The 18,803-nt window shown below is 60.8% G+C and carries 13 protein-coding genes, 2 rRNA genes and 1 pseudogene; 6 read left to right on the plus strand and 10 right to left on the minus strand.

The annotated features are described in order from the left end of the window. Positions 1–11 precede the first annotated feature (11 nt). Entirely contained in the window at positions 12–614 is a 603-nt protein-coding gene (locus LOY45_RS20275) for an outer membrane protein (protein WP_115085715.1), read from the minus strand. Positions 615–756: 142 nt separating this feature from the next. On the opposite strand from LOY45_RS20275, the gene LOY45_RS20280 reads away from it, so the two are divergent. Together LOY45_RS20280 and LOY45_RS20285 are read left to right on the plus strand one after the other, a co-directional pair. Then, positions 757–1,548 (plus strand): dienelactone hydrolase family protein, encoded by a 792-nt coding sequence (locus LOY45_RS20280; RefSeq protein ID WP_258578262.1) that lies wholly within the window; start codon positions 757–759, stop codon positions 1,546–1,548. A 184-nt stretch (positions 1,549–1,732) separates the two neighbouring features. Further along, entirely contained in the window at positions 1,733–2,434 is a 702-nt protein-coding gene (locus LOY45_RS20285) for a 4'-phosphopantetheinyl transferase family protein (RefSeq protein WP_115085713.1), read from the plus strand. 3 nt (positions 2,435–2,437) lie between these two features. Here LOY45_RS20285 and LOY45_RS20290 read toward each other — a convergent pair whose 3' ends face one another. The 3 genes from LOY45_RS20290 to LOY45_RS20300 are packed head-to-tail and all read right to left on the minus strand — an operon-like array spanning position 2,438 to position 5,306. Further along, positions 2,438–2,974: an IucA/IucC family C-terminal-domain containing protein gene (locus tag LOY45_RS20290; RefSeq protein WP_258578263.1), complete on the minus strand. Its 537-nt coding sequence runs from the start codon at positions 2,972–2,974 to the stop codon at positions 2,438–2,440. Next, positions 2,971–4,587 carry an ATP-binding protein gene (locus LOY45_RS20295; protein WP_115085711.1) on the minus strand — a complete coding sequence of 539 codons (1,617 nt, stop codon included), beginning with the start codon at positions 4,585–4,587 and terminating at the stop codon, positions 2,971–2,973. Before LOY45_RS20295 ends, LOY45_RS20290 begins: the two co-directional genes overlap by 4 nt. After that, complete coding sequence (locus tag LOY45_RS20300; protein WP_115085710.1) at positions 4,584–5,306, minus strand: response regulator; 723 nt, start codon at positions 5,304–5,306, stop codon at positions 4,584–4,586. Before LOY45_RS20300 ends, LOY45_RS20295 begins: the two co-directional genes overlap by 4 nt. A 764-nt stretch (positions 5,307–6,070) precedes the next feature. Between LOY45_RS20300 and LOY45_RS20305 the strand changes: the two genes are divergently transcribed. Continuing rightward, complete coding sequence (locus LOY45_RS20305; RefSeq protein ID WP_115085709.1) at positions 6,071–8,959, plus strand: ribonucleoside-diphosphate reductase subunit alpha; 2,889 nt, start codon at positions 6,071–6,073, stop codon at positions 8,957–8,959. Positions 8,960–9,193: 234 nt separating this feature from the next. Continuing rightward, positions 9,194–10,441, plus strand: a complete 1,248-nt coding sequence (locus LOY45_RS20310) for a ribonucleotide-diphosphate reductase subunit beta (protein ID WP_115085708.1) — start codon at positions 9,194–9,196, stop codon at positions 10,439–10,441. 62 nt (positions 10,442–10,503) lie between these two features. Here LOY45_RS20310 and LOY45_RS20315 read toward each other — a convergent pair whose 3' ends face one another. Continuing rightward, positions 10,504–11,400, minus strand: coding sequence for a LysR family transcriptional regulator (locus LOY45_RS20315; protein WP_233674809.1), 897 nt, complete (start codon positions 11,398–11,400; stop codon positions 10,504–10,506). A 99-nt stretch (positions 11,401–11,499) separates the two neighbouring features. Between LOY45_RS20315 and LOY45_RS20320 the strand changes: the two genes are divergently transcribed. Together LOY45_RS20320 and LOY45_RS20325 are read left to right on the plus strand one after the other, a co-directional pair. Continuing rightward, the gene (locus LOY45_RS20320; RefSeq protein ID WP_258578264.1) at positions 11,500–12,162 is read left to right on the plus strand and encodes an NADPH-dependent F420 reductase; all 663 of its coding nucleotides are present in this window, start codon (positions 11,500–11,502) and stop codon (positions 12,160–12,162) included. 374 nt (positions 12,163–12,536) lie between these two features. After that, positions 12,537–12,851, plus strand: coding sequence for a hypothetical protein (locus LOY45_RS20325; protein WP_258578265.1), 315 nt, complete (start codon positions 12,537–12,539; stop codon positions 12,849–12,851). Between the two features lie 53 nt (positions 12,852–12,904). Here LOY45_RS20325 and LOY45_RS20330 read toward each other — a convergent pair whose 3' ends face one another. The 5 genes and pseudogenes from LOY45_RS20330 to LOY45_RS20350 form a co-directional block, all read right to left on the minus strand. Continuing rightward, positions 12,905–13,897 (minus strand): asparaginase, encoded by a 993-nt coding sequence (locus LOY45_RS20330; RefSeq protein ID WP_258578266.1) that lies wholly within the window; start codon positions 13,895–13,897, stop codon positions 12,905–12,907. After that, positions 13,894–15,084 carry a hypothetical protein gene (locus tag LOY45_RS20335; RefSeq protein WP_134061564.1) on the minus strand — a complete coding sequence of 397 codons (1,191 nt, stop codon included), beginning with the start codon at positions 15,082–15,084 and terminating at the stop codon, positions 13,894–13,896. Before LOY45_RS20335 ends, LOY45_RS20330 begins: the two co-directional genes overlap by 4 nt. A 72-nt stretch (positions 15,085–15,156) precedes the next feature. Next, positions 15,157–15,405, minus strand: a pseudogene (locus tag LOY45_RS20340) (nitrilase-related carbon-nitrogen hydrolase); the annotation flags it as partial. A 237-nt stretch (positions 15,406–15,642) separates the two neighbouring features. Then, positions 15,643–15,758: ribosomal RNA gene (rrf, locus tag LOY45_RS20345) — 5S ribosomal RNA — on the minus strand. Positions 15,759–15,904: 146 nt separating this feature from the next. Continuing rightward, positions 15,905–18,795 (minus strand): 23S ribosomal RNA (locus LOY45_RS20350). Between the last annotated feature and the right edge of the window lie 8 nt (positions 18,796–18,803).

The following is an 18,803-nucleotide window of genomic DNA, read 5'->3' on the forward strand; positions in this document are numbered from 1 at the left end:
CGCCAGGCGACTTAGAACGCGTAGTTGGCCGACAGGTAGGTCTGGGCGCTGCTGTTCAGGCGCAGGCTGCCGACTTTCGGACCATCATGTTCGGACAGCTCGGTGCTGGCGTTGCTGCGCAGGTAACGGTAGCCCAGTTCCACCGAGGCATTGTCGCTGACTTGCTGCAACACGCCGGCTTGCAGGCCGATGGCGTAGCCGGTGTCGGTGTCGCGGCTGTAGCCGGAGGACTCCATGCTCATCTTGGTCAGGCCGGCGCTGGCGCCACCGAACAGCTTGGTGGTGCTGCCCAGCGGGTAGAACAGGTCGTAGCTGCCCAGCAGGTTTTCCTGGCGCACTTTCAGGCCGCTGTGGTCGTTGGAGACGTTGTCGTAGGTGAGGTAGTAGCGGCCCTGGTCGTTCATCTGGCCGACGCGGATGCCGTAGGTGCTGTCCTTGCTGATGATGCCGTCGGTGTTCAGGTGATCAGTGTTGCGGGTCAGCAGGCCGGACTTTTTCATCTTGTCGCTGGTCTGACCATAGGTGACGCCGGCGAAAGTGGTGTCAGCGGCCTGGGCGGCGGCGCTGGCGCCAAGGAAAGCAACGGTGAGCAGCAGGGTGTTGAGCTTTTTCATCGTGTGGTACTCCAGGTGATGCACTGTGTTGGTGTGGAAGCTAGAGTAAGCAAGCCGTCCTGAACCGCCGCTGAACCCAGGCTGAACCTCGGCTGAACAGCTGCACTGAGTGCAAAACCGACTGCAAGTAAGGAGTACGACCATGCGTTGTCTGCTCGCTCTGGCCCTGATCGGTGCCGCCAGCCTGGCCCAGGCGGCGGTGCAAACCCGTGAGATCCCCTACCAGGACGCCGACGGCAAGCGCCTGGTCGGCTACTACGCCTACGACGACGCCGCCGAGGGCAAGCGCCCGGGCGTGGTGGTGGTGCATGAATGGTGGGGGCTCAACGACTATGCCAAGCGCCGCGCCCGCGACCTTGCCGGGCTTGGCTACAGCGCCCTGGCCATCGACATGTATGGTGACGGCAAGACCACCGAGCACCCGGCCGATGCCCAGGCCTTCATGGCCGCCGCGCTTAAAGACCCGGATGCGGCGGCCGAGCGCTTTGATGCCGGGGTTGAGCGGCTGAAGATTCAGCCGCAGACCGATACCACGCAGATCGCCGCCATCGGCTACTGCTTCGGCGGCAAGGTGGTGCTCGACGCCGCGCGCCGCGGCGAAGCGCTGGCCGGTGTGGCCAGTTTCCATGGTGCGCTGGTGACCAACACGCCGGCGACGCCGGGCAGCGTCAAAGCCAAGGTGCTGGTCGAGCACGGCGCCAAAGACAGCATGGTGACGCCGGAGCAGGTGGAGAAATTCAAGGAAGAAATGGACGCGTCCGGGGCGAGCTATGAGTTCGTCAGTATTCCCGGAGCCAGGCATGGTTTTACCAATCCGGATGCCGACCGCCTGAGCCATGGCGGGCATGGCGGACCGGATATTGGCTATAACAAGGCCGCAGATGAAAGCTCCTGGGCGGATCTGCAGGCGTTCTTCAAGAAGATCTTCAAGTAAACCGAACACGGTGAAGCACTCTGTGGGAGCTGGCTTGCCAGCGATGTGGCCGGTGCAATCGACGCAGAATGCACTGCCTGAATCGCGAGCGCGTTGCGCTCGATCGCTGGCAAGCCAGCTCCCACAAGAACGGCCCGTGCAAGGTATCTGGTCAGCCCTCCCGCACCACGGCACAATAGCGGCCATGAATCGACTGCCCACCTGCTGCGCCCCGCTCCTGCACCACTGGCCCCTGCCGCGTCCGGTCCCCGGCGCGATTCTGGTCAGTTGCCCGTTCGACCCGGCCCTGCTCGCCAGCGACGACTTCAGCCGCGCCGGTATCGAACAGACCGCCAGCCTGCAACGCTCGGTGGCCAAGCGCCAGGCCGAGTACCTGGCTGGCCGGGTGTGCGCCCGCGCGGCCTTGATGCAGCTCGATGGCCGCGACTATGTCCCGGGCACTGACGAAGACCGCGCCCCCATCTGGCCGGCCGGTATCAGTGGCTCGATCACCCACGGCAAAGGCTGGGCCGCCGCGGTGGTGGCGCGCAACAGCGATTGCCAGGGCCTGGGCCTGGATCAGGAAAGCCTGCTCAGCGACGAACGCGCCGAGCGCCTGGCCCGGGAGATTCTCACCGAAGCCGAAATGCAGCGCATGAACCCCAGCCAGGTGGGCCTGAGCGTGACCCTGACCTTCTCGCTGAAAGAAAGCCTGTTCAAGGCGCTCTACCCGATCGTCAGGCAGCGCTTCTATTTCGAGCACGCCGAAGTGCTGGAGTGGTCCGCCGACGGCCATGCGCGCTTGCGTCTGCTGACCGACCTGTCGGCGCAGTGGCACCACGGCCGCGAGCTGGAAGGGCAGTTCTGCCTGCAGGATGATCAACTGTTGAGCCTGGTCAGCGTCTGAGCTTCAGGGCAGTAGCGGGCAGTGCTCGCAATGCCCGACCCAGTCGACCTTGTAACTCAGGCAGCAGGTACGGCGCCGACGCCGGCCCGCAGCATCCTGGCTGACAGCGGCATACAAGGGGCTGCCGGGCGTTTGCAGCAGCACCTGCAATCCTGAGCTGCCCCCCCTGCCTTGCAGCGCCTGATCCAGGCAATCGCCGGCATTGCCCCACAACACCGCCATCGAAACCGGTCCCAGCTCGGCCAGGCGCACAACCAACGGTTGCAGATGCTCAGCGAACAGGTCCTGGCACGGTGTTGCTTCGGCGACCAGCGTGACCGGCAAACCGCGCGCATCCACCTGCACCGCGGTATCGCTGAAAGCCGACAAGGGTTCGCCCTCGCCCAACATCCGCCAGACCAGTGCGAAGTAATACTTCGACCACTGCGACACCAGCACCGGCCGTTGCGCAGGCATCAACTGGGGGCCATAAAGCGCCAGCAGCAGAGGGTCGAACCGTGCTTGGTCGAGCAAAGCCTGCAGGGCAATCGGCGAACTCATGCGCCGTCCTGATTGCGCGGCCAGTTCAGGCTGAAGCAGGCGCCGCCCAGGCGCTCGCTGTGCCCCACTGACGCTCGCCCGCCATGCCAATAGATGATCCGCCGCACGATCGACAAGCCCAGGCCATGCCCGCCCGAAGCGCGGGTGCGGCTGTCATCGAGGCGGGTGAAGGGGGTGAAGATGCGCTCCCAGACGCTTTCCGGCACGCCGGGGCCATCGTCCTCGACATCGATCCGGCAACGCTGCAGGCCCAACTGATAGCTGAGGCTGACCTGCGATTCGGCGTGGCGCATGGCGTTGCTGACCAGGTTCTGCAACGCCCGGTGCAGGTAGCGCGGCTCGGCCTCGACCCACGGTCCCTGCCCGTCCGGGCCTTTTTCACCGCCCTGGCACGGGCCACGCAGCACCCGCACCTCGCGGCGCAGCGGCGCCAGTTCAGCGATCACCTGGTCGAGCAAGGCATCCAGGTCGACCCGCTGGAAATGCAGGGCCGGCGCGCCCTGCTCCAGGCGCGCGTAGGTGAGCATCTCATCGACCAGCTTGTCCAGGTCCTGGATATCGCCATCCATGCCGGTCAGGTACTTGTCCCGGGCCTGGTCATTGCTGGCGCTGGCGATCATTTCCAGGCCAAAGCGCAGGCGCGCTACCGGCGTGCGCAGTTCGTGGGACACCGCCCGCACCAGCTCGCGCTGGATGGTCAGCGAGCGCTGCAGGTGTTCGGCCATGCCATTGAACGCCGCGGCCAGGCGCCCGACCGAATCGGCGTCGTCGGCGGCTACGCGGGTTTCCAGGCTGCCCTGGGCAATCAGCGTTGCGGCGGCTTCAAGCCCGGACAGGCGCCGTTCCAGCTGGCGCACCAGCAGGTAGACGATCAGGCCGATCAGGCACAGGCCCAGCACCGCAATCAGCACCAGCAGTTGCGGCGGATAGGGGTTCATCTGGTACAGCGGGCCGATTTCCAGCACCCAGGGCGTACCGACCAGGCCGGCGAACACACGGATCGAGTTGCCGTCCTTGCCCAGGGCCATCACCGTGTCGCCTTCGTCGATGCGTCGGCGCTGGTCTTCGTCCATGTTGGTCTGGCTGACCCGCTGCAGGCGCAGGTCGAAGCCAAAACCCTTGCTCTGCTTGAGTGCGGCCAGGCGCTGGGGCTGCTCGGCCACCGGGTAGCGCACCAGCTCATCGGCCAACAGGTAGATAGTGGCACGGGCCAGTTGCTCGCTGATCTGCTGCACTTCGCCAACCAGCAGCAAATCCTGGTCACCGACCTGACGCAGCACCTTGGCCGCGTGCGGGCCGGTCTTCTCGACCAATACCTGGCCGCGCTGCAACTGGCTGCGCTGGCTGCCGTCGAGGGCAGTGCTGCTCAGCACCTGCAACTCCAGCGGAATCCCCAGCAGGCGCTCCCAGATCAGCAGGGCGCGCTTGCGCTCGACAGCGTCCAGTGGCGCCAGGTTGTCAGCCATCAGGGTAAAGGTGCCGTGGGCCAGGCGCTCGCGGTACTGGCCGGCGCGCACCTCGTTGAGCAGATGCAGGCTGAGCACGCCCAGCACCGCCACCAGCACCAGGGCGGCGAGCATGCCGCCATAGATGCGCAGGAAGATCGAGTTCATTGCACCTGGCCCATGGCTTCGGCCGCTTCGCGGACGAACAGGTAACCTTTGCTGCGGATGGTCTTGATCATCCGCGGGTGCTCCGGGTCGTCGCCTATTTTCGGACGGATGCGCGAAATACGCACATCAATGGAGCGGTCCTGGCCGTCATAGCCGACGCCGCGCAGGGAAGTGAAGATCTCTTCGCGCGACAAGGTGCGCCCGGCGTTGCTCACCAGCAGCCATAAAAGGTCGAATTCGGCGCTGGTCAGTTCGATACCGCTGTCGTACAGCCAGGCCTCGCGCAGGGTGTTGTCGACCCGCAGCGGGCCGAACTGCAGGGCTTGCAGCGCTTGCGCCTCAGCCGGCGCCTCGCTGCGGCGCAACAGGGCATTGATGCGTGCCAGCAGCAAGCGCGGGCGCACCGGCTTGCATACGTAGTCGTCGGCGCCCAGGTCCAGGCCCTGGATCTGATCAAGGTCGTCGCTGCGCGCGGTCAGCATCAGGATCGGCCCGGGGTACTGTTGGCGCACCTTGCGGCAGATGCTCAGGCCGTCCTCACCGGGCAGCATCAGGTCGAGGATCACCAGGTCCGGCTGCTCGGCAATGATCCGCGCCGCCGCCCGGGCGCCATCGCCCTCCACTTCCACGGCAAAGCCATTGGCCTGCAGGTATTCACGGGTCAGGTCGGCCAGCCGCTGGTCATCCTCGACGATCAATACCCGACTGCTCTGCTCCACGGCTCACCTCAACAGCTTGTTGTTATAAAGAGTGCCCACTTCACCAAAAGGCAACATTGGCCCCGGATACTACGTCGGGCACCCGCGCCTGCCAACCGCCGTTGCAAGCGGTTAAAAACCTGCGGGAAAGCCGCTCGGACAAGCCGATTTTTTGTGATAGGGTTCGCGCCCGCAAAATCGGCCTGCGACCCTAAGACCTGCGAAAAAATCGGTGACAGCCGGTCATTCCGCGCTAAGACGCGGCCTACAAGGGGTTGAGTGAAATCACTCACAAAATACGCACAAGTTATCCACAGACCCCGACCTTGCATTACCCCCAAGACCGCATTATCTTGTATCCCCAGCGAAACAAAACACTACATCTTGGGGTTTCCTGAAAATCCCAAGCACAAGTCAAGCAGAGAACTCAAGCCCTCAACGGGTAGATTTTTTGCTTGAACTTTAGAAGAGATCAGCAGCCAAACCGCTCCTGCGGAGGCGACCGGTGCAAACCCCTGGAGGGTGTTGTTTCGGGTACGGGTGAGGCCAACGGCACACCCGACAGCAACAGTTTTGAGTCGTAGATTCAAGACCTTTGACTTCGGCCAGGGAGCGGCAAGCATTTGCCCTAATTCCTGAACTGTCCCGAAGTGAGTATGCCCGACCTGTGCGGCATGCCGGAACTCTCGTTCCTGCGCGCCCTCGGGGTCGGTTGTTGAGCTTTCGGACGGAACGGTTGGCGCTCACCAAGCGCCTAAACATACTTAGAGAACGTGGAGACACCCATGCAAACCGACACAACTCGCGAGAACCCGCAGGCCAAGGCGCCGCAGGCCGCTGATTCGAACCAGGATCTGGCTGCCACCGCCCCGGGCCAACTGCGCGTGATCAAGCGTAACGGCACTGTCGTCGCCTACACCGATGACAAGATCACCGTGGCCATCACCAAAGCGTTCCTCGCAGTTGAAGGCGGCACCGCTGCCGCCTCGTCGCGCATCCACGACACCGTTGCCCGCCTGACCGAACAGGTCACCGCGACCTTCAAGCGTCGCATGCCTTCGGGCGGCACCATCCACATCGAAGAAATCCAGGACCAGGTCGAACTGGCCCTGATGCGTGCCGGCGAGCAGAAAGTCGCCCGTGACTACGTGATCTACCGCGACCAGCGTGCCAAGGAGCGTGCCACCCGTGGCCACGCCGAAGACGCCAGCGTCCAGCCGCACCCAAGCATCCGCATCACCCTGGCCGACGGCAGCCTGGCGCCGCTGGACATGAACCGCCTGAACACCATCATCAGCGAAGCCTGCGAAGGCCTGGCCGAAGTCGATGGCGAGCTGATCCAGCGCGAAACCCTGAAGAACCTCTACGACGGCGTGGCCATCACCGACGTCAACACCGCCCTGGTGATGACCGCCCGCACCCTGGTCGAGCGTGAGCCGAACTACTCGTTCGTCACCGCCCGCCTGCTGATGGACACCCTGCGCGCCGAAGGCCTGGGTTTCCTCGAAGTTGCCGACAGCGCCACCCACCACGAGATGGCCGACCTGTACGCCAAGGCCCTGCCTGCCTACATCGCCAAGGGTGTCGAGTTCGAACTGCTGAACCCTGCCCTGGCCGACTTCGACCTGGAAAAACTGGGCAAGGCGATCAACCACGAGCGTGACCAGCAATTCACCTACCTGGGCCTGCAGACCCTGTACGACCGCTACTTCATCCACAAGGATGGCGTACGCTTCGAGCTGCCTCAGGTGTTCTTCATGCGCGTGGCCATGGGCCTGGCGCTGGAAGAGAAAGAAAAAGAAGCCCGTGCCATCGAGTTCTACAACCTGTTGTCGTCGTTCGACTACATGGCTTCGACCCCGACCCTGTTCAACGCCGGTACCCTGCGTCCACAGTTGTCGAGCTGCTACCTGACCACCGTGCCGGACGACCTGTCGGGCATCTACCACGCGATCCACGACAACGCCATGCTGTCGAAATTCGCCGGTGGCCTGGGCAACGACTGGACCCCTGTGCGCGCACTGGGCTCCTACATCAAGGGCACCAACGGTAAATCCCAGGGCGTCGTACCTTTCCTGAAAGTGGTCAACGACACCGCCGTCGCCGTTAACCAGGGTGGCAAGCGCAAGGGCGCTGTCTGTGCCTACCTGGAAACCTGGCACCTGGACATCGAAGAATTCATCGAGCTGCGCAAGAACACCGGTGATGACCGTCGTCGTACCCACGACATGAACACCGCCAACTGGATCCCTGACCTGTTCATGAAGCGCGTCTTCGATGACGGCAAGTGGACCCTGTTCTCGCCATCGGAAGTGCCAGACCTGCACGACCTGACCGGCAAGGCCTTCGAAGAGCGCTACGAGTACTACGAAGCCCTGACCGAGTACAACAAGATCAAGGTGTTCAAGACCATCCAGGCCAAAGACCTGTGGCGCAAGATGCTCTCGATGCTGTTCGAGACCGGCCACCCATGGCTGACCTTCAAGGATCCGTGCAACCTGCGTTCGCCGCAGCAGCACGTGGGCGTGGTCCACAGCTCGAACCTGTGCACCGAGATCACCCTGAACACCAACAAGGACGAGATCGCGGTCTGCAACCTGGGCTCGATCAACCTGCCGAACCACATCGTCGATGGCAAGCTGGACACCACCAAGCTGCAACGCACCGTCAACACCGCCGTGCGCATGCTCGACAACGTGATCGACATCAACTACTACTCGGTGCCGCAAGCGCGTAACTCGAACTTCAAGCACCGTCCGGTCGGCCTGGGCATCATGGGCTTCCAGGACGCGCTGTACCTGCAGCACATCGCTTATGGCTCCGACGCTGCCGTCGAATTCGCCGACAAGTCGATGGAAGCGGTCAGCTACTTCGCCATCCAGGCTTCCTGTGACCTGGCCGACGAGCGTGGCGCCTACGAGACCTTCCAGGGCTCGCTGTGGTCCAAAGGCATCCTGCCGCTGGATTCGCAACAGATCCTGATCGAAGCCCGTGGCCAGAAGTACATCGACGTCGACCTGAACGAGACCCTGGACTGGGCACCGGTGCGTGCCCGTGTACAAAAAGGTATTCGTAACTCGAACATCATGGCCATCGCGCCGACCGCGACCATCGCCAACATCACCGGCGTATCGCAGTCCATCGAGCCGACCTACCAGAACCTGTACGTGAAATCGAACCTCTCGGGCGAATTCACCGTGATCAACCCGTACCTGGTTCGCGACCTGAAAGCCCGCGGCCTGTGGGACTCGGTCATGATCAACGACCTGAAGTACTACGACGGTTCGGTGCAGCAGATCGAGCGCATCCCGCAAGAGCTCAAAGACCTCTACGCGACTGCCTTCGAAGTGGAAACCAAGTGGATCGTCGACGCCGCCAGCCGTCGTCAGAAGTGGATCGACCAGGCCCAGTCGCTGAACCTGTACATCGCCGGCGCCTCGGGCAAGAAGCTCGACGTGACCTACCGCATGGCCTGGTACCGTGGTCTGAAAACCACCTACTACCTCCGTGCCCTGGCCGCGACCAGCACCGAGAAGTCGACCATCAACACCGGCAAGCTCAACGCCGTTTCCAGCGGTGGCGACAGCGCCCCGGTACAAGCAGCGCCAGCCGGCCCTGCTCCGGTACCGAAGGCTTGCGCGATCGACGAGCCGGATTGCGAAGCCTGCCAATAAGCGCCTGAAAGCTGGCCAGCTCTCCTGTGGGAGCTGGCTTTGCCAGCGATAGGGCCGGCCCTGCCGCCCTCTTCGCCAGGCCGAACAACAAGGTCGGGGCCACCCCGACCTCCCCCGAGGGCCTCAGCCCCGGGAAGCATTCCAAGTTTTTGCGTGCACCGCAGTACCAACCGCAAGCACCGCAACCAAGATCCACCGGCCATACTGATATGGCCCTCAAGCAGGAGACCCACCATGCTGAGCTGGGACGAATTCGATAAAGACGAAGGCGAAGAAGCCGCCAAAGGCACTACCGCCACTCAAGCTGCTGCCGCAGGCATCGACAAGCTCGACAACGCCGGCGGTGTTGCTGCCCTGGAAGCTCGCGCCGTAACTGCCGAAGACTCCGAAGCGGTCAAACGCGCCAAGGCTGCCCTGGACCAACTCGACATCGCCGAAGGCCTGGCTGAGCTGGAAGGTTCCGCTGCCCGTGTCGCGGTTGACGAAAAGCGCATGATCAACTGCCGCGCCGACCTCAACCAGCTGGTGCCTTTCAAGTACGACTGGGCCTGGCAGAAGTACCTGGACGGTTGCGCCAACCACTGGATGCCGCAAGAGGTCAACATGACCGCGGACATCGCCCTGTGGAAAAACCCGGAAGGCCTGACCGACGACGAGCGTCGTATCGTCATGCGCAACCTGGGCTTCTTCTCCACCGCCGACTCCCTGGTTGCCAACAACCTGGCCCTGGCCGTGTACCGCCTGATCACCAACCCCGAGTGCCGCCAGTACATCCTGCGCCAGGCGTTCGAAGAGGCGATCCACACCCACGCCTACCAGTACTGCATCGAATCGCTGGGCATGGATGAAGGCGAGATCTTCAACATGTACCACGAGATCCCGTCGGTCGCTAAAAAAGCCGCCTGGGGCCTGAGCTACACCCGCGCGATCTCCGACCCGGAATTCAACACCGGTACCGTCGAGACCGACAAAGAGCTGCTGCGCAACCTGATCGCCTACTACTGCGTCCTGGAAGGCATCTTCTTCTACTGCGGCTTCACCCAGATCCTGTCCATGGGTCGTCGCAACAAGATGACCGGCGTTGCCGAGCAGTTCCAGTACATCCTGCGTGACGAATCCATGCACCTGAACTTCGGTATCGACGTGATCAACCAGATCAAGATCGAAAACCCGCACCTGTGGGATGCCGAAATGAAGGAAGAAGCCTCGCAGATGATCCTGCAGGGCACCCAGCTGGAAATCGAATACGCCCGCGACACCATGCCTCGCGGCGTGCTGGGCATGAACGCAGCGATGATGGAGGACTACCTCAAGTTCATCGCCAACCGTCGCCTGTCGCAGATCGGCCTGAAGGAAGAGTACCCAGGTACCACCAACCCGTTCCCATGGATGAGCGAGATCATGGACTTGAAGAAAGAGAAGAACTTCTTCGAGACTCGGGTGATTGAGTATCAGACCGGTGGGGCGTTGAGCTGGGATTGATTTCCCCGTTCATGTTCTACAAGAAAAGGCTGCCGCTAGGCAGCCTTTTTTATTTGTCCTGCTCAAGCCTCAGCGAAACGCCCAAGTACAGTCTCGACAAAGCACCGAAGCTTGGCCGTGCGCTGACGGCTTGCCGTATAGAGCAAATGCATCTGCCGGCTCGGCGGCTGGTAGTCAGCCAGCACCCGCACCAGCTCGCCACTTTGCAGCGCCGGGCGCAGAAAGTCTTCCGGCCCCAGCACAATCCCGAAGCCATCCAGCGCCGCTGACATCAGCGCCCTGCTCTCGTTGACCTGCAAACGGCTGGCGACCTGCACCTTGTGCAGCGTATCGCCCTGGACGAATTGCCATTCACGGTCGGCTGGGCGCGACCAGTAGGCGTAGCCCAGGCATTCGTGCTGTTCGAGGTCGGCTGGCGTTCGTGGGGTGCCGTGGGCGGCCAGGTAGCGCGGCGATGCGCAGGTCACCAGCCGGTAGGGCGCAAGCGGCCTGGCGGTCAGGCTGGAGGTGCCCAGGGGGCCGATGCGAAATGCCACTTCGAAGCCCTCCTCTACCAGGTCGACGAAGCGGTCGGTCAGGTGCAGGTCGATCTCGACCTCGGGGTACTGGCGCAGAAAGTCGGTCACCAGCGGCATCAGGCTGTAGGAGCCGAAGGTGACCGGCGCACTGACCTTCAGCTTGCCACGGGGCGTTTCGTTCATGATCTGCGCCAGGGAGTCGGCCGCCTGCGCCTCGCTGAGGATGTGTTTGCAACGCTCGTAGTAGGCGCTGCCAAGCTCGGTCAGGCTCTGGCGGCGGGTTGTGCGGTTGAGCAGGCGCGCGCCCAGGCGTTGCTCCAGGGCAGCTACATGCTTGGCGACCATCTGTGGCGACATGCCCAGACGCAGCGCTGCACTGGCGTAGGAGCCCGCTTCGGCCGCCATCACAAAGGCGCCCATGCTGGTCAGGCGATCCATCATTCAACACTCCTGGTAACGACACTTGATCCAGACCGCTAATTTATCTCCATCTGGTTGCCAATCATCATAAACGCTCCTATCACGCAACGGAGCAAGGACATGCGTATCGGCATTATCGGGGCAGGTTTTATCGGTCGGGCAGTAGCGCAGCTGGCGCTGGCAGCCGGGCATGAGGTGATGCTCAGTAACTCACGTGGGCCGCAGACCATGAGCAGCGTGCGCAGCGGCATTCTGGGCTGCGAGGTGGGCAGTGCAGAAGATGCGGCACGGTTTGCTGAGCTGGTACTGGTGGCGATTCCCTTCGCGCACTACCGCAGCGTGCCCGCGCAGTGGCTGGAGGGCAAGATCGTCATGGACGCCAACAACTACTACCCGGACCGCGACGGTCAGTTTCCCCCGCTGGAGCGCTTCGAGACTACGACCAGTCGCCTGCTTGCCGAGCACCTGCCGGGTTCGCGGGTGGTGAAGGTGTTCAATGCAATCCTTGCCCAGGACCTGGAGAAAGACGCACGTGTCAGGGGTGCGGCAGATCGGCGTGCCCTGCCTATTGCCGGCGATGATGATGAAGCGAAGTCAGCGGTGAGCAAGTTGCTCGACGATCTGGGCTACGACGCCGTCGATGCCGGAGGCCTGGATGAAAGCTGGCGGTTCGAACGGGCCAAGCCGGCTTACTGCATCCCCTTTGATGTAGAGGGCTTGAAGCTGGCCCTGGCGCAAGCCGAGCGTGAGGTTGAAGTGCCCGAAGGTGCCTGGCGGCGTTGAATTGCAGCGCTCCAGTTGAATCTGATCCGTATTTTGCAGCGCCATCTGCATCTGTTTCGGTAACAGCGCCAGAGCGAAAATACGCCTGCGCCCCGCTCTACCGGGCGCATTTCGCGGGTGCGGCCTGGCGCTGCACCGCAAAACCTCTATCTGGAGCGCTCAATGGGTAAGCTTGCATTCTTCGTCGTAGGGTTTCTGGTGCTGGCCATTGCGATTGGCGCACTCGGTACCATTTCTCCCCTGTAAACAACGCTGTTCTCCAACCTTCTGACTCAAGCCTCCAGCATGACGTTGACGATGGCGCCGCATCCGCCGCCAACCTGTGCGAAAATAGGGGGCTTTTGTTCATATGTTTGGAGATGTACAGCTTGGTAATGCACTACTCAACCAGCGGCGACGCAGTCGCTTGCGGTCGCGCCGGTAACAACCTCACCAGCACCTCCACCCCTGACCAGGTTTCCTGCAAGTCGTGTCAGCGGTCCCTGGTCAAGACGGAATCGCCTGCGTCGGCCAAGAAATCCACCCCGTCCCTGGCAGAGCTGCGTAAACAACGCATGGCCAAGGCCAGCCCCAGCCCCAGCCCCAGCCCCAGCACGTTCTGCTTCAAGGCCAGCTGGCGTGCACGCCTGAGCGCCCTGCCCGGCAGCAACCGCCTGCCCCGCGGCGTAGTGCCTCAGCGCTTCGTCTAAGCGCCCTTGCGAGGACACGTGGGGCCGACACCCGGCCCCACGTGATCTTGCCTTCACCGCGGCTGACGATACTCCGCCAGCCAGTGCTCCAGTTCATCATCCATCCCGCAGCCGATCAGCACCCACAGTAATACCCGGCATTTGCGCGGGCACAAGAACCCCGCCATCAGCGCGCCCTTGCGTTGCAGGTCCATTTCCCCACCCTCGAAGCCATAGGTGTGGCGCGCCGTAGGACCGGAGCCGGTTCGCGAGGCGACAATGACCGGCATTCTCGTGACGATGTATCCCACGCATTTGGCCCATGCTGCCGGCACGTGCCCGGCGCCAAAGCCGGCGATCACCAGGCCTTCGTAACCCAGGCCGGCGACTTGCTCGAGCAGCAGGGTATCTGCGGCGAAATCAGCCTCCAGCAACGCCACACGCTGATCCAGGCGCCAGGGTTCGGGCAAGGGATGGCGAGGCCTGGCGGGCTTCAGATAGCAGGCGCGCCCCTCGATCAGCAACCCTTCGCAGCCGAAGTGCGGTGAGCTGAATGCGGCCATAGCCAGGCTCTCGGTTTTGCGCACATGTTCAGCGGCGTGGATCTGATCATTGATCACCACCAGCACGCCTCGTCCACGACTCTGCGAATCCAGCGCCACCTGCACCGCCGCCAGCAGATTGGCCGGGCCATCGGCGCCGGGCTCGCTGGCCGCACGCATGGCGCCGGTCAGGATCAATGGCGCGTCAAAGGGCCAGAGCAGTTCGAGAAAGTACGCCACTTCCTCCAGGGTATCTGTGCCCTGGGTCAGCACCACAGCGTGTGCGCCCTCTTCCACCTGGGCTTTGGCCCAGTACAAGACATCGATCAGTTGAATGAACGACAACGATGCACTGGGCAGCATTTGCAGGGTTTTCGCCGAGATGCGCGCAAGGCTTGCAAGCTGCGGCGCGTCGGCCAGCATCTGCGTGCTGTCCAGGCCCGGAGTGACACCTTCGCCAGCTGCTGCCTGGAGCATGCTGAGGGTACCGCCGAGGGTTCCTATGGCTAGTGTGGGCAGGGTCATGCGTCACCTCCTGCAACCAGGCTGATGAAGGGGAGAACTAGCAAAGTGGAAATAGCCATAGACAGCACATTACCGATGAAGCCATGCATATGACTTGGCAGGCGCTGGCTGATAGAGGCCGCCAACGGTGGAGCCACAAGGGCTCCCAAGACCGCACTGAGCCCGATCACCTGCCAGTTGCCGCCGAAGGTCAGCACGGCGGCCGGGACAACTGAGACGATCGGGATATAGGTTGGATACCAGCCCTGGCGCATCCATTGCCTACGCCAGATCAACACGCCGACAAAGGATGCCAGTGCTTGCCCTGCCACTATTTCCACTACCAGCTGTGAGCCGTACGCAGGGCCAGTGGGTGACAGGATGTAGGCCAGCAATACGCCCAGCAACAAGCCGAGGCTCGCCAGTTCATTGCCGAAGAACGGTGCTTCACTGAAGTCGGCCAGCACCCGGCGCAACGTCCAGGTGATGCCGTAATCGGTTTGGATCTGGCCGAGCGCTTGTGGGGTGTAGCCCGACGCGGTTGACCTCACCAGCAGCGGAAATCGGCGGATCAAGATGAACGCCAGGACACTGGCAACCGCCATGCCGCCGACATTGCCGACTACCACTGGCAGCTTCAAGGGATAGCACAGGTAGTTGACCAATAGCAGGCTGGCTGGCGTTACCAGCAAAGCGCCCATCAGCGCGCCATTGAAAGCCACCTTCCAGCCCGCACCGAACACCAGCACCATGGCCGCCGGCAGCGAAACGAAAGCCACGAAGGTCGGTTGCCAGATGCCACTGTTCAAGGTCCAGCCCCATAGCGCATGGCTGAACCACAACCCCAGCAGCGAACTGGTCACCAGCCACGGCCACAAGCCCGTGCCGTAACAGATGGCGAAGCCTTGCCAACGCTTGCCGTTGCGGTTGGCCCAATGAGCCAGGGCCGCGCCCGCCAGCAAGCCCAGTGCCGGCAACTCATGCTTGTAGAAGGCCGCTTCACTGATATCACCGATGACCCAGCGCAAACGCGCCAAGGGCTCGCCAAGATTGGCCATCATGTGCGCATAGTCTGGCCACTGGCCAATCCAGGCGTCGGCGCGGCCGCTGATAACTTCAAGCAGCACCGTGGTGACCAACGACACCGTCAGGCACAACAACAGCAAAGGCCAGAAGGTGGAACGGGAGGTTTCGATTGAGTTGTCCATCCCCCCTCCTTAGCGCGGCAAGGCTGGGTGCAGGTCATAACCGAGCATCGAGCCGTAGAGGTCGGTCCGTCCCCAGTTGTTCAGGCTAGGGCCGTCCGCCAGAGCTTCGGCGTGAGCCCAGGCTTCGGCGCGGGTATTGAAGCTGTAGCCGGTGTTGGTCAGTTCAGGCAGGACTATCAGATTGGCGCCCTCACGAACCGCTTGTTCGGCGAGCTGCAGGCCATGGCAGAGGTTGTTGTCGCAGTGTTCAAGACCCACCTGCGGGTCGAACTGGATGACTGCGACGCGGGCGGGACTGATCGGGGCGGCATTTGCAGACATGGGCGTTGGCCTTCTTATCGTTATGGGAGGGACGCCAGTTAAGCGGACACTCGGCTAGATAAGACAGTCAGGCGGGTCTGAAGCTACTGTGGGAGCGGGCTTGCCCCGCGATGCGATGTGGCTGACAGAAGGGGATCGCGGGACAAGTCGAGGCATCGCACCGCCGCTCCCACAGTGGCAAATGCCAGAAAGACAAAACCCCTACCTGCGTACGCAGATAGGGGTTTCGGAATTTAATCTTGACGATGACCTACTCTCACATGGGGAAACCCCACACTACCATCGGCGATGCATCGTTTCACTGCTGAGTTCGGGATGGGATCAGGTGGTTCCAATGCTCTATGGTCGTCAAGAAATTCTGTTGCCAGAAGGTCTTGTTAGACACTCCAGCGAATCGGGTATGTGATGCTTGTGAGTTACAAATTCTCGGCTTTGCAGTCTTCACTACCGCAATTTGGCCTGCTCTTTATTTAGGAGCAGCAAATTGCTTGGGTGTTATATGGTCAAGCCTCACGGGCAATTAGTATTGGTTAGCTCAACGCCTCACAGCGCTTACACACCCAACCTATCAACGTCGTAGTCTTCGACGGCCCTTCAGGGAGCTCAAGGCTCCAGTGAGATCTCATCTTGAGGCAAGTTTCCCGCTTAGATGCTTTCAGCGGTTATCTCTTCCGAACATAGCTACCCGGCAATGCCACTGGCGTGACAACCGGAACACCAGAGGTTCGTCCACTCCGGTCCTCTCGTACTAGGAGCAGCCCCTCTCAAATCTCAAACGTCCACGGCAGATAGGGACCGAACTGTCTCACGACGTTCTAAACCCAGCTCGCGTACCACTTTAAATGGCGAACAGCCATACCCTTGGGACCGGCTTCAGCCCCAGGATGTGATGAGCCGACATCGAGGTGCCAAACACCGCCGTCGATATGAACTCTTGGGCGGTATCAGCCTGTTATCCCCGGAGTACCTTTTATCCGTTGAGCGATGGCCCTTCCATACAGAACCACCGGATCACTAAGACCTACTTTCGTACCTGCTCGACGTGTCTGTCTCGCAGTCAAGCGCGCTTTTGCCTTTATACTCTACGACCGATTTCCGACCGGTCTGAGCGCACCTTCGTACTCCTCCGTTACTCTTTAGGAGGAGACCGCCCCAGTCAAACTACCCACCATACACTGTCCTCGATCCGGATAACGGACCTGAGTTAGAACCTCAAAGTTGCCAGGGTGGTATTTCAAGGATGGCTCCACGCGAACTGGCGTCCACGCTTCAAAGCCTCCCACCTATCCTACACAAGCAAATTCAAAGTCCAGTGCAAAGCTATAGTAAAGGTTCACGGGGTCTTTCCGTCTAGCCGCGGATACACTGCATCTTCACAGCGATTTCAATTTCACTGAGTCTCGGGTGGAGACAGCGCCGCCATCGTTACGCCATTCGTGCAGGTCGGAACTTACCCGACAAGGAATTTCGCTACCTTAGGACCGTTATAGTTACGGCCGCCGTTTACCGGGGCTTCGATCAAGAGCTTCGCGTTAGCTAACCCCATCAATTAACCTTCCGGCACCGGGCAGGCGTCACACCCTATACGTCCACTTTCGTGTTTGCAGAGTGCTGTGTTTTTAATAAACAGTCGCAGCGGCCTGGTATCTTCGACCGGCATGGGCTTACGGAGCAAGTCCTTCACCCTCACCGGCGCACCTTCTCCCGAAGTTACGGTGCCATTTTGCCTAGTTCCTTCACCCGAGTTCTCTCAAGCGCCTTGGTATTCTCTACCCAACCACCTGTGTCGGTTTGGGGTACGGTTCCTAGTTATCTGAAGCTTAGAAGCTTTTCTTGGAAGCATGGCATCAACCACTTCGTCGCCTAAAGGCAACTCGTCATCAGCTCTCGGCCTTAAGATCCCGGATTTACCTAAGATCTCAGCCTACCACCTTAAACTTGGACAACCAACGCCAAGCTGGCCTAGCCTTCTCCGTCCCTCCATCGCAATAACTAGAAGTACAGGAATATTAACCTGTTTTCCATCGACTACGCTTTTCAGCCTCGCCTTAGGGACCGACTAACCCTGCGTCGATTAACGTTGCGCAGGAAACCTTGGTCTTTCGGCGTGGGAGTTTTTCACTCCCATTGTCGTTACTCATGTCAGCATTCGCACTTCTGATACCTCCAGCAAGCTTCTCAACTCACCTTCACAGGCTTACAGAACGCTCCTCTACCGCGTCACCTAAGTGACACCCGTAGCTTCGGTGTATGGTTTGAGCCCCGTTACATCTTCCGCGCAGGCCGACTCGACTAGTGAGCTATTACGCTTTCTTTAAAGGGTGGCTGCTTCTAAGCCAACCTCCTAGCTGTCTAAGCCTTCCCACATCGTTTCCCACTTAACCATAACTTTGGGACCTTAGCTGACGGTCTGGGTTGTTTCCCTTTTCACGACGGACGTTAGCACCCGCCGTGTGTCTCCCATGCTCGGCACTTGTAGGTATTCGGAGTTTGCATCGGTTTGGTAAGTCGGGATGACCCCCTAGCCGAAACAGTGCTCTACCCCCTACAGTGATACATGAGGCGCTACCTAAATAGCTTTCGAGGAGAACCAGCTATCTCCGAGCTTGATTAGCCTTTCACTCCGATCCACAGGTCATCCGCTAACTTTTCAACGGTAGTCGGTTCGGTCCTCCAGTCAGTGTTACCTAACCTTCAACCTGCCCATGGATAGATCGCCCGGTTTCGGGTCTATACCCAGCGACTAAACGCGCTATTAACACTCGCTTTCGCTACGCCTCCCCTATTCGGTTAAGCTCGCCACTGAATATAAGTCGCTGACCCATTATACAAAAGGTACGCAGTCACCTAACAAAGTAGGCTCCCACTGCTTGTACGCATACGGTTTCAGGATCTATTTCACTCCCCTCTCCGGGGTTCTTTTCGCCTTTCCCTCACGGTACTGGTTCACTATCGGTCAGTCAGTAGTATTTAGCCTTGGAGGATGGTCCCCCCATATTCAGACAAAGTTTCTCGTGCTCCGTCCTACTCGATTTCATGACTAAGAGATTTTCGCGTACAGGGCTATCACCCACTATGGCCGCACTTTCCAGAGCGTTCCGCTAATCTCAAAGCCACTTAAGGGCTAGTCCCCGTTCGCTCGCCACTACTAAGGGAATCTCGGTTGATTTCTTTTCCTCAGGGTACTTAGATGTTTCAGTTCCCCTGGTTCGCCTCTTGCACCTATGTATTCAGTACAAGATACTCAGCTTATGCTGAGTGGGTTCCCCCATTCAGAGATCTCCGGATCAAAGTCTGTTTGCCGACTCCCCGAAGCTTATCGCAGGCTACCACGTCTTTCATCGCCTCTGACTGCCAAGGCATCCACCGTATGCGCTTCTTCACTTGACCATATAACC

This window comes from Pseudomonas wadenswilerensis (genome assembly GCF_024749185.1).
In the GTDB taxonomy this organism is placed as follows: Bacteria; Pseudomonadota; Gammaproteobacteria; order Pseudomonadales; family Pseudomonadaceae; genus Aquipseudomonas; species Aquipseudomonas wadenswilerensis.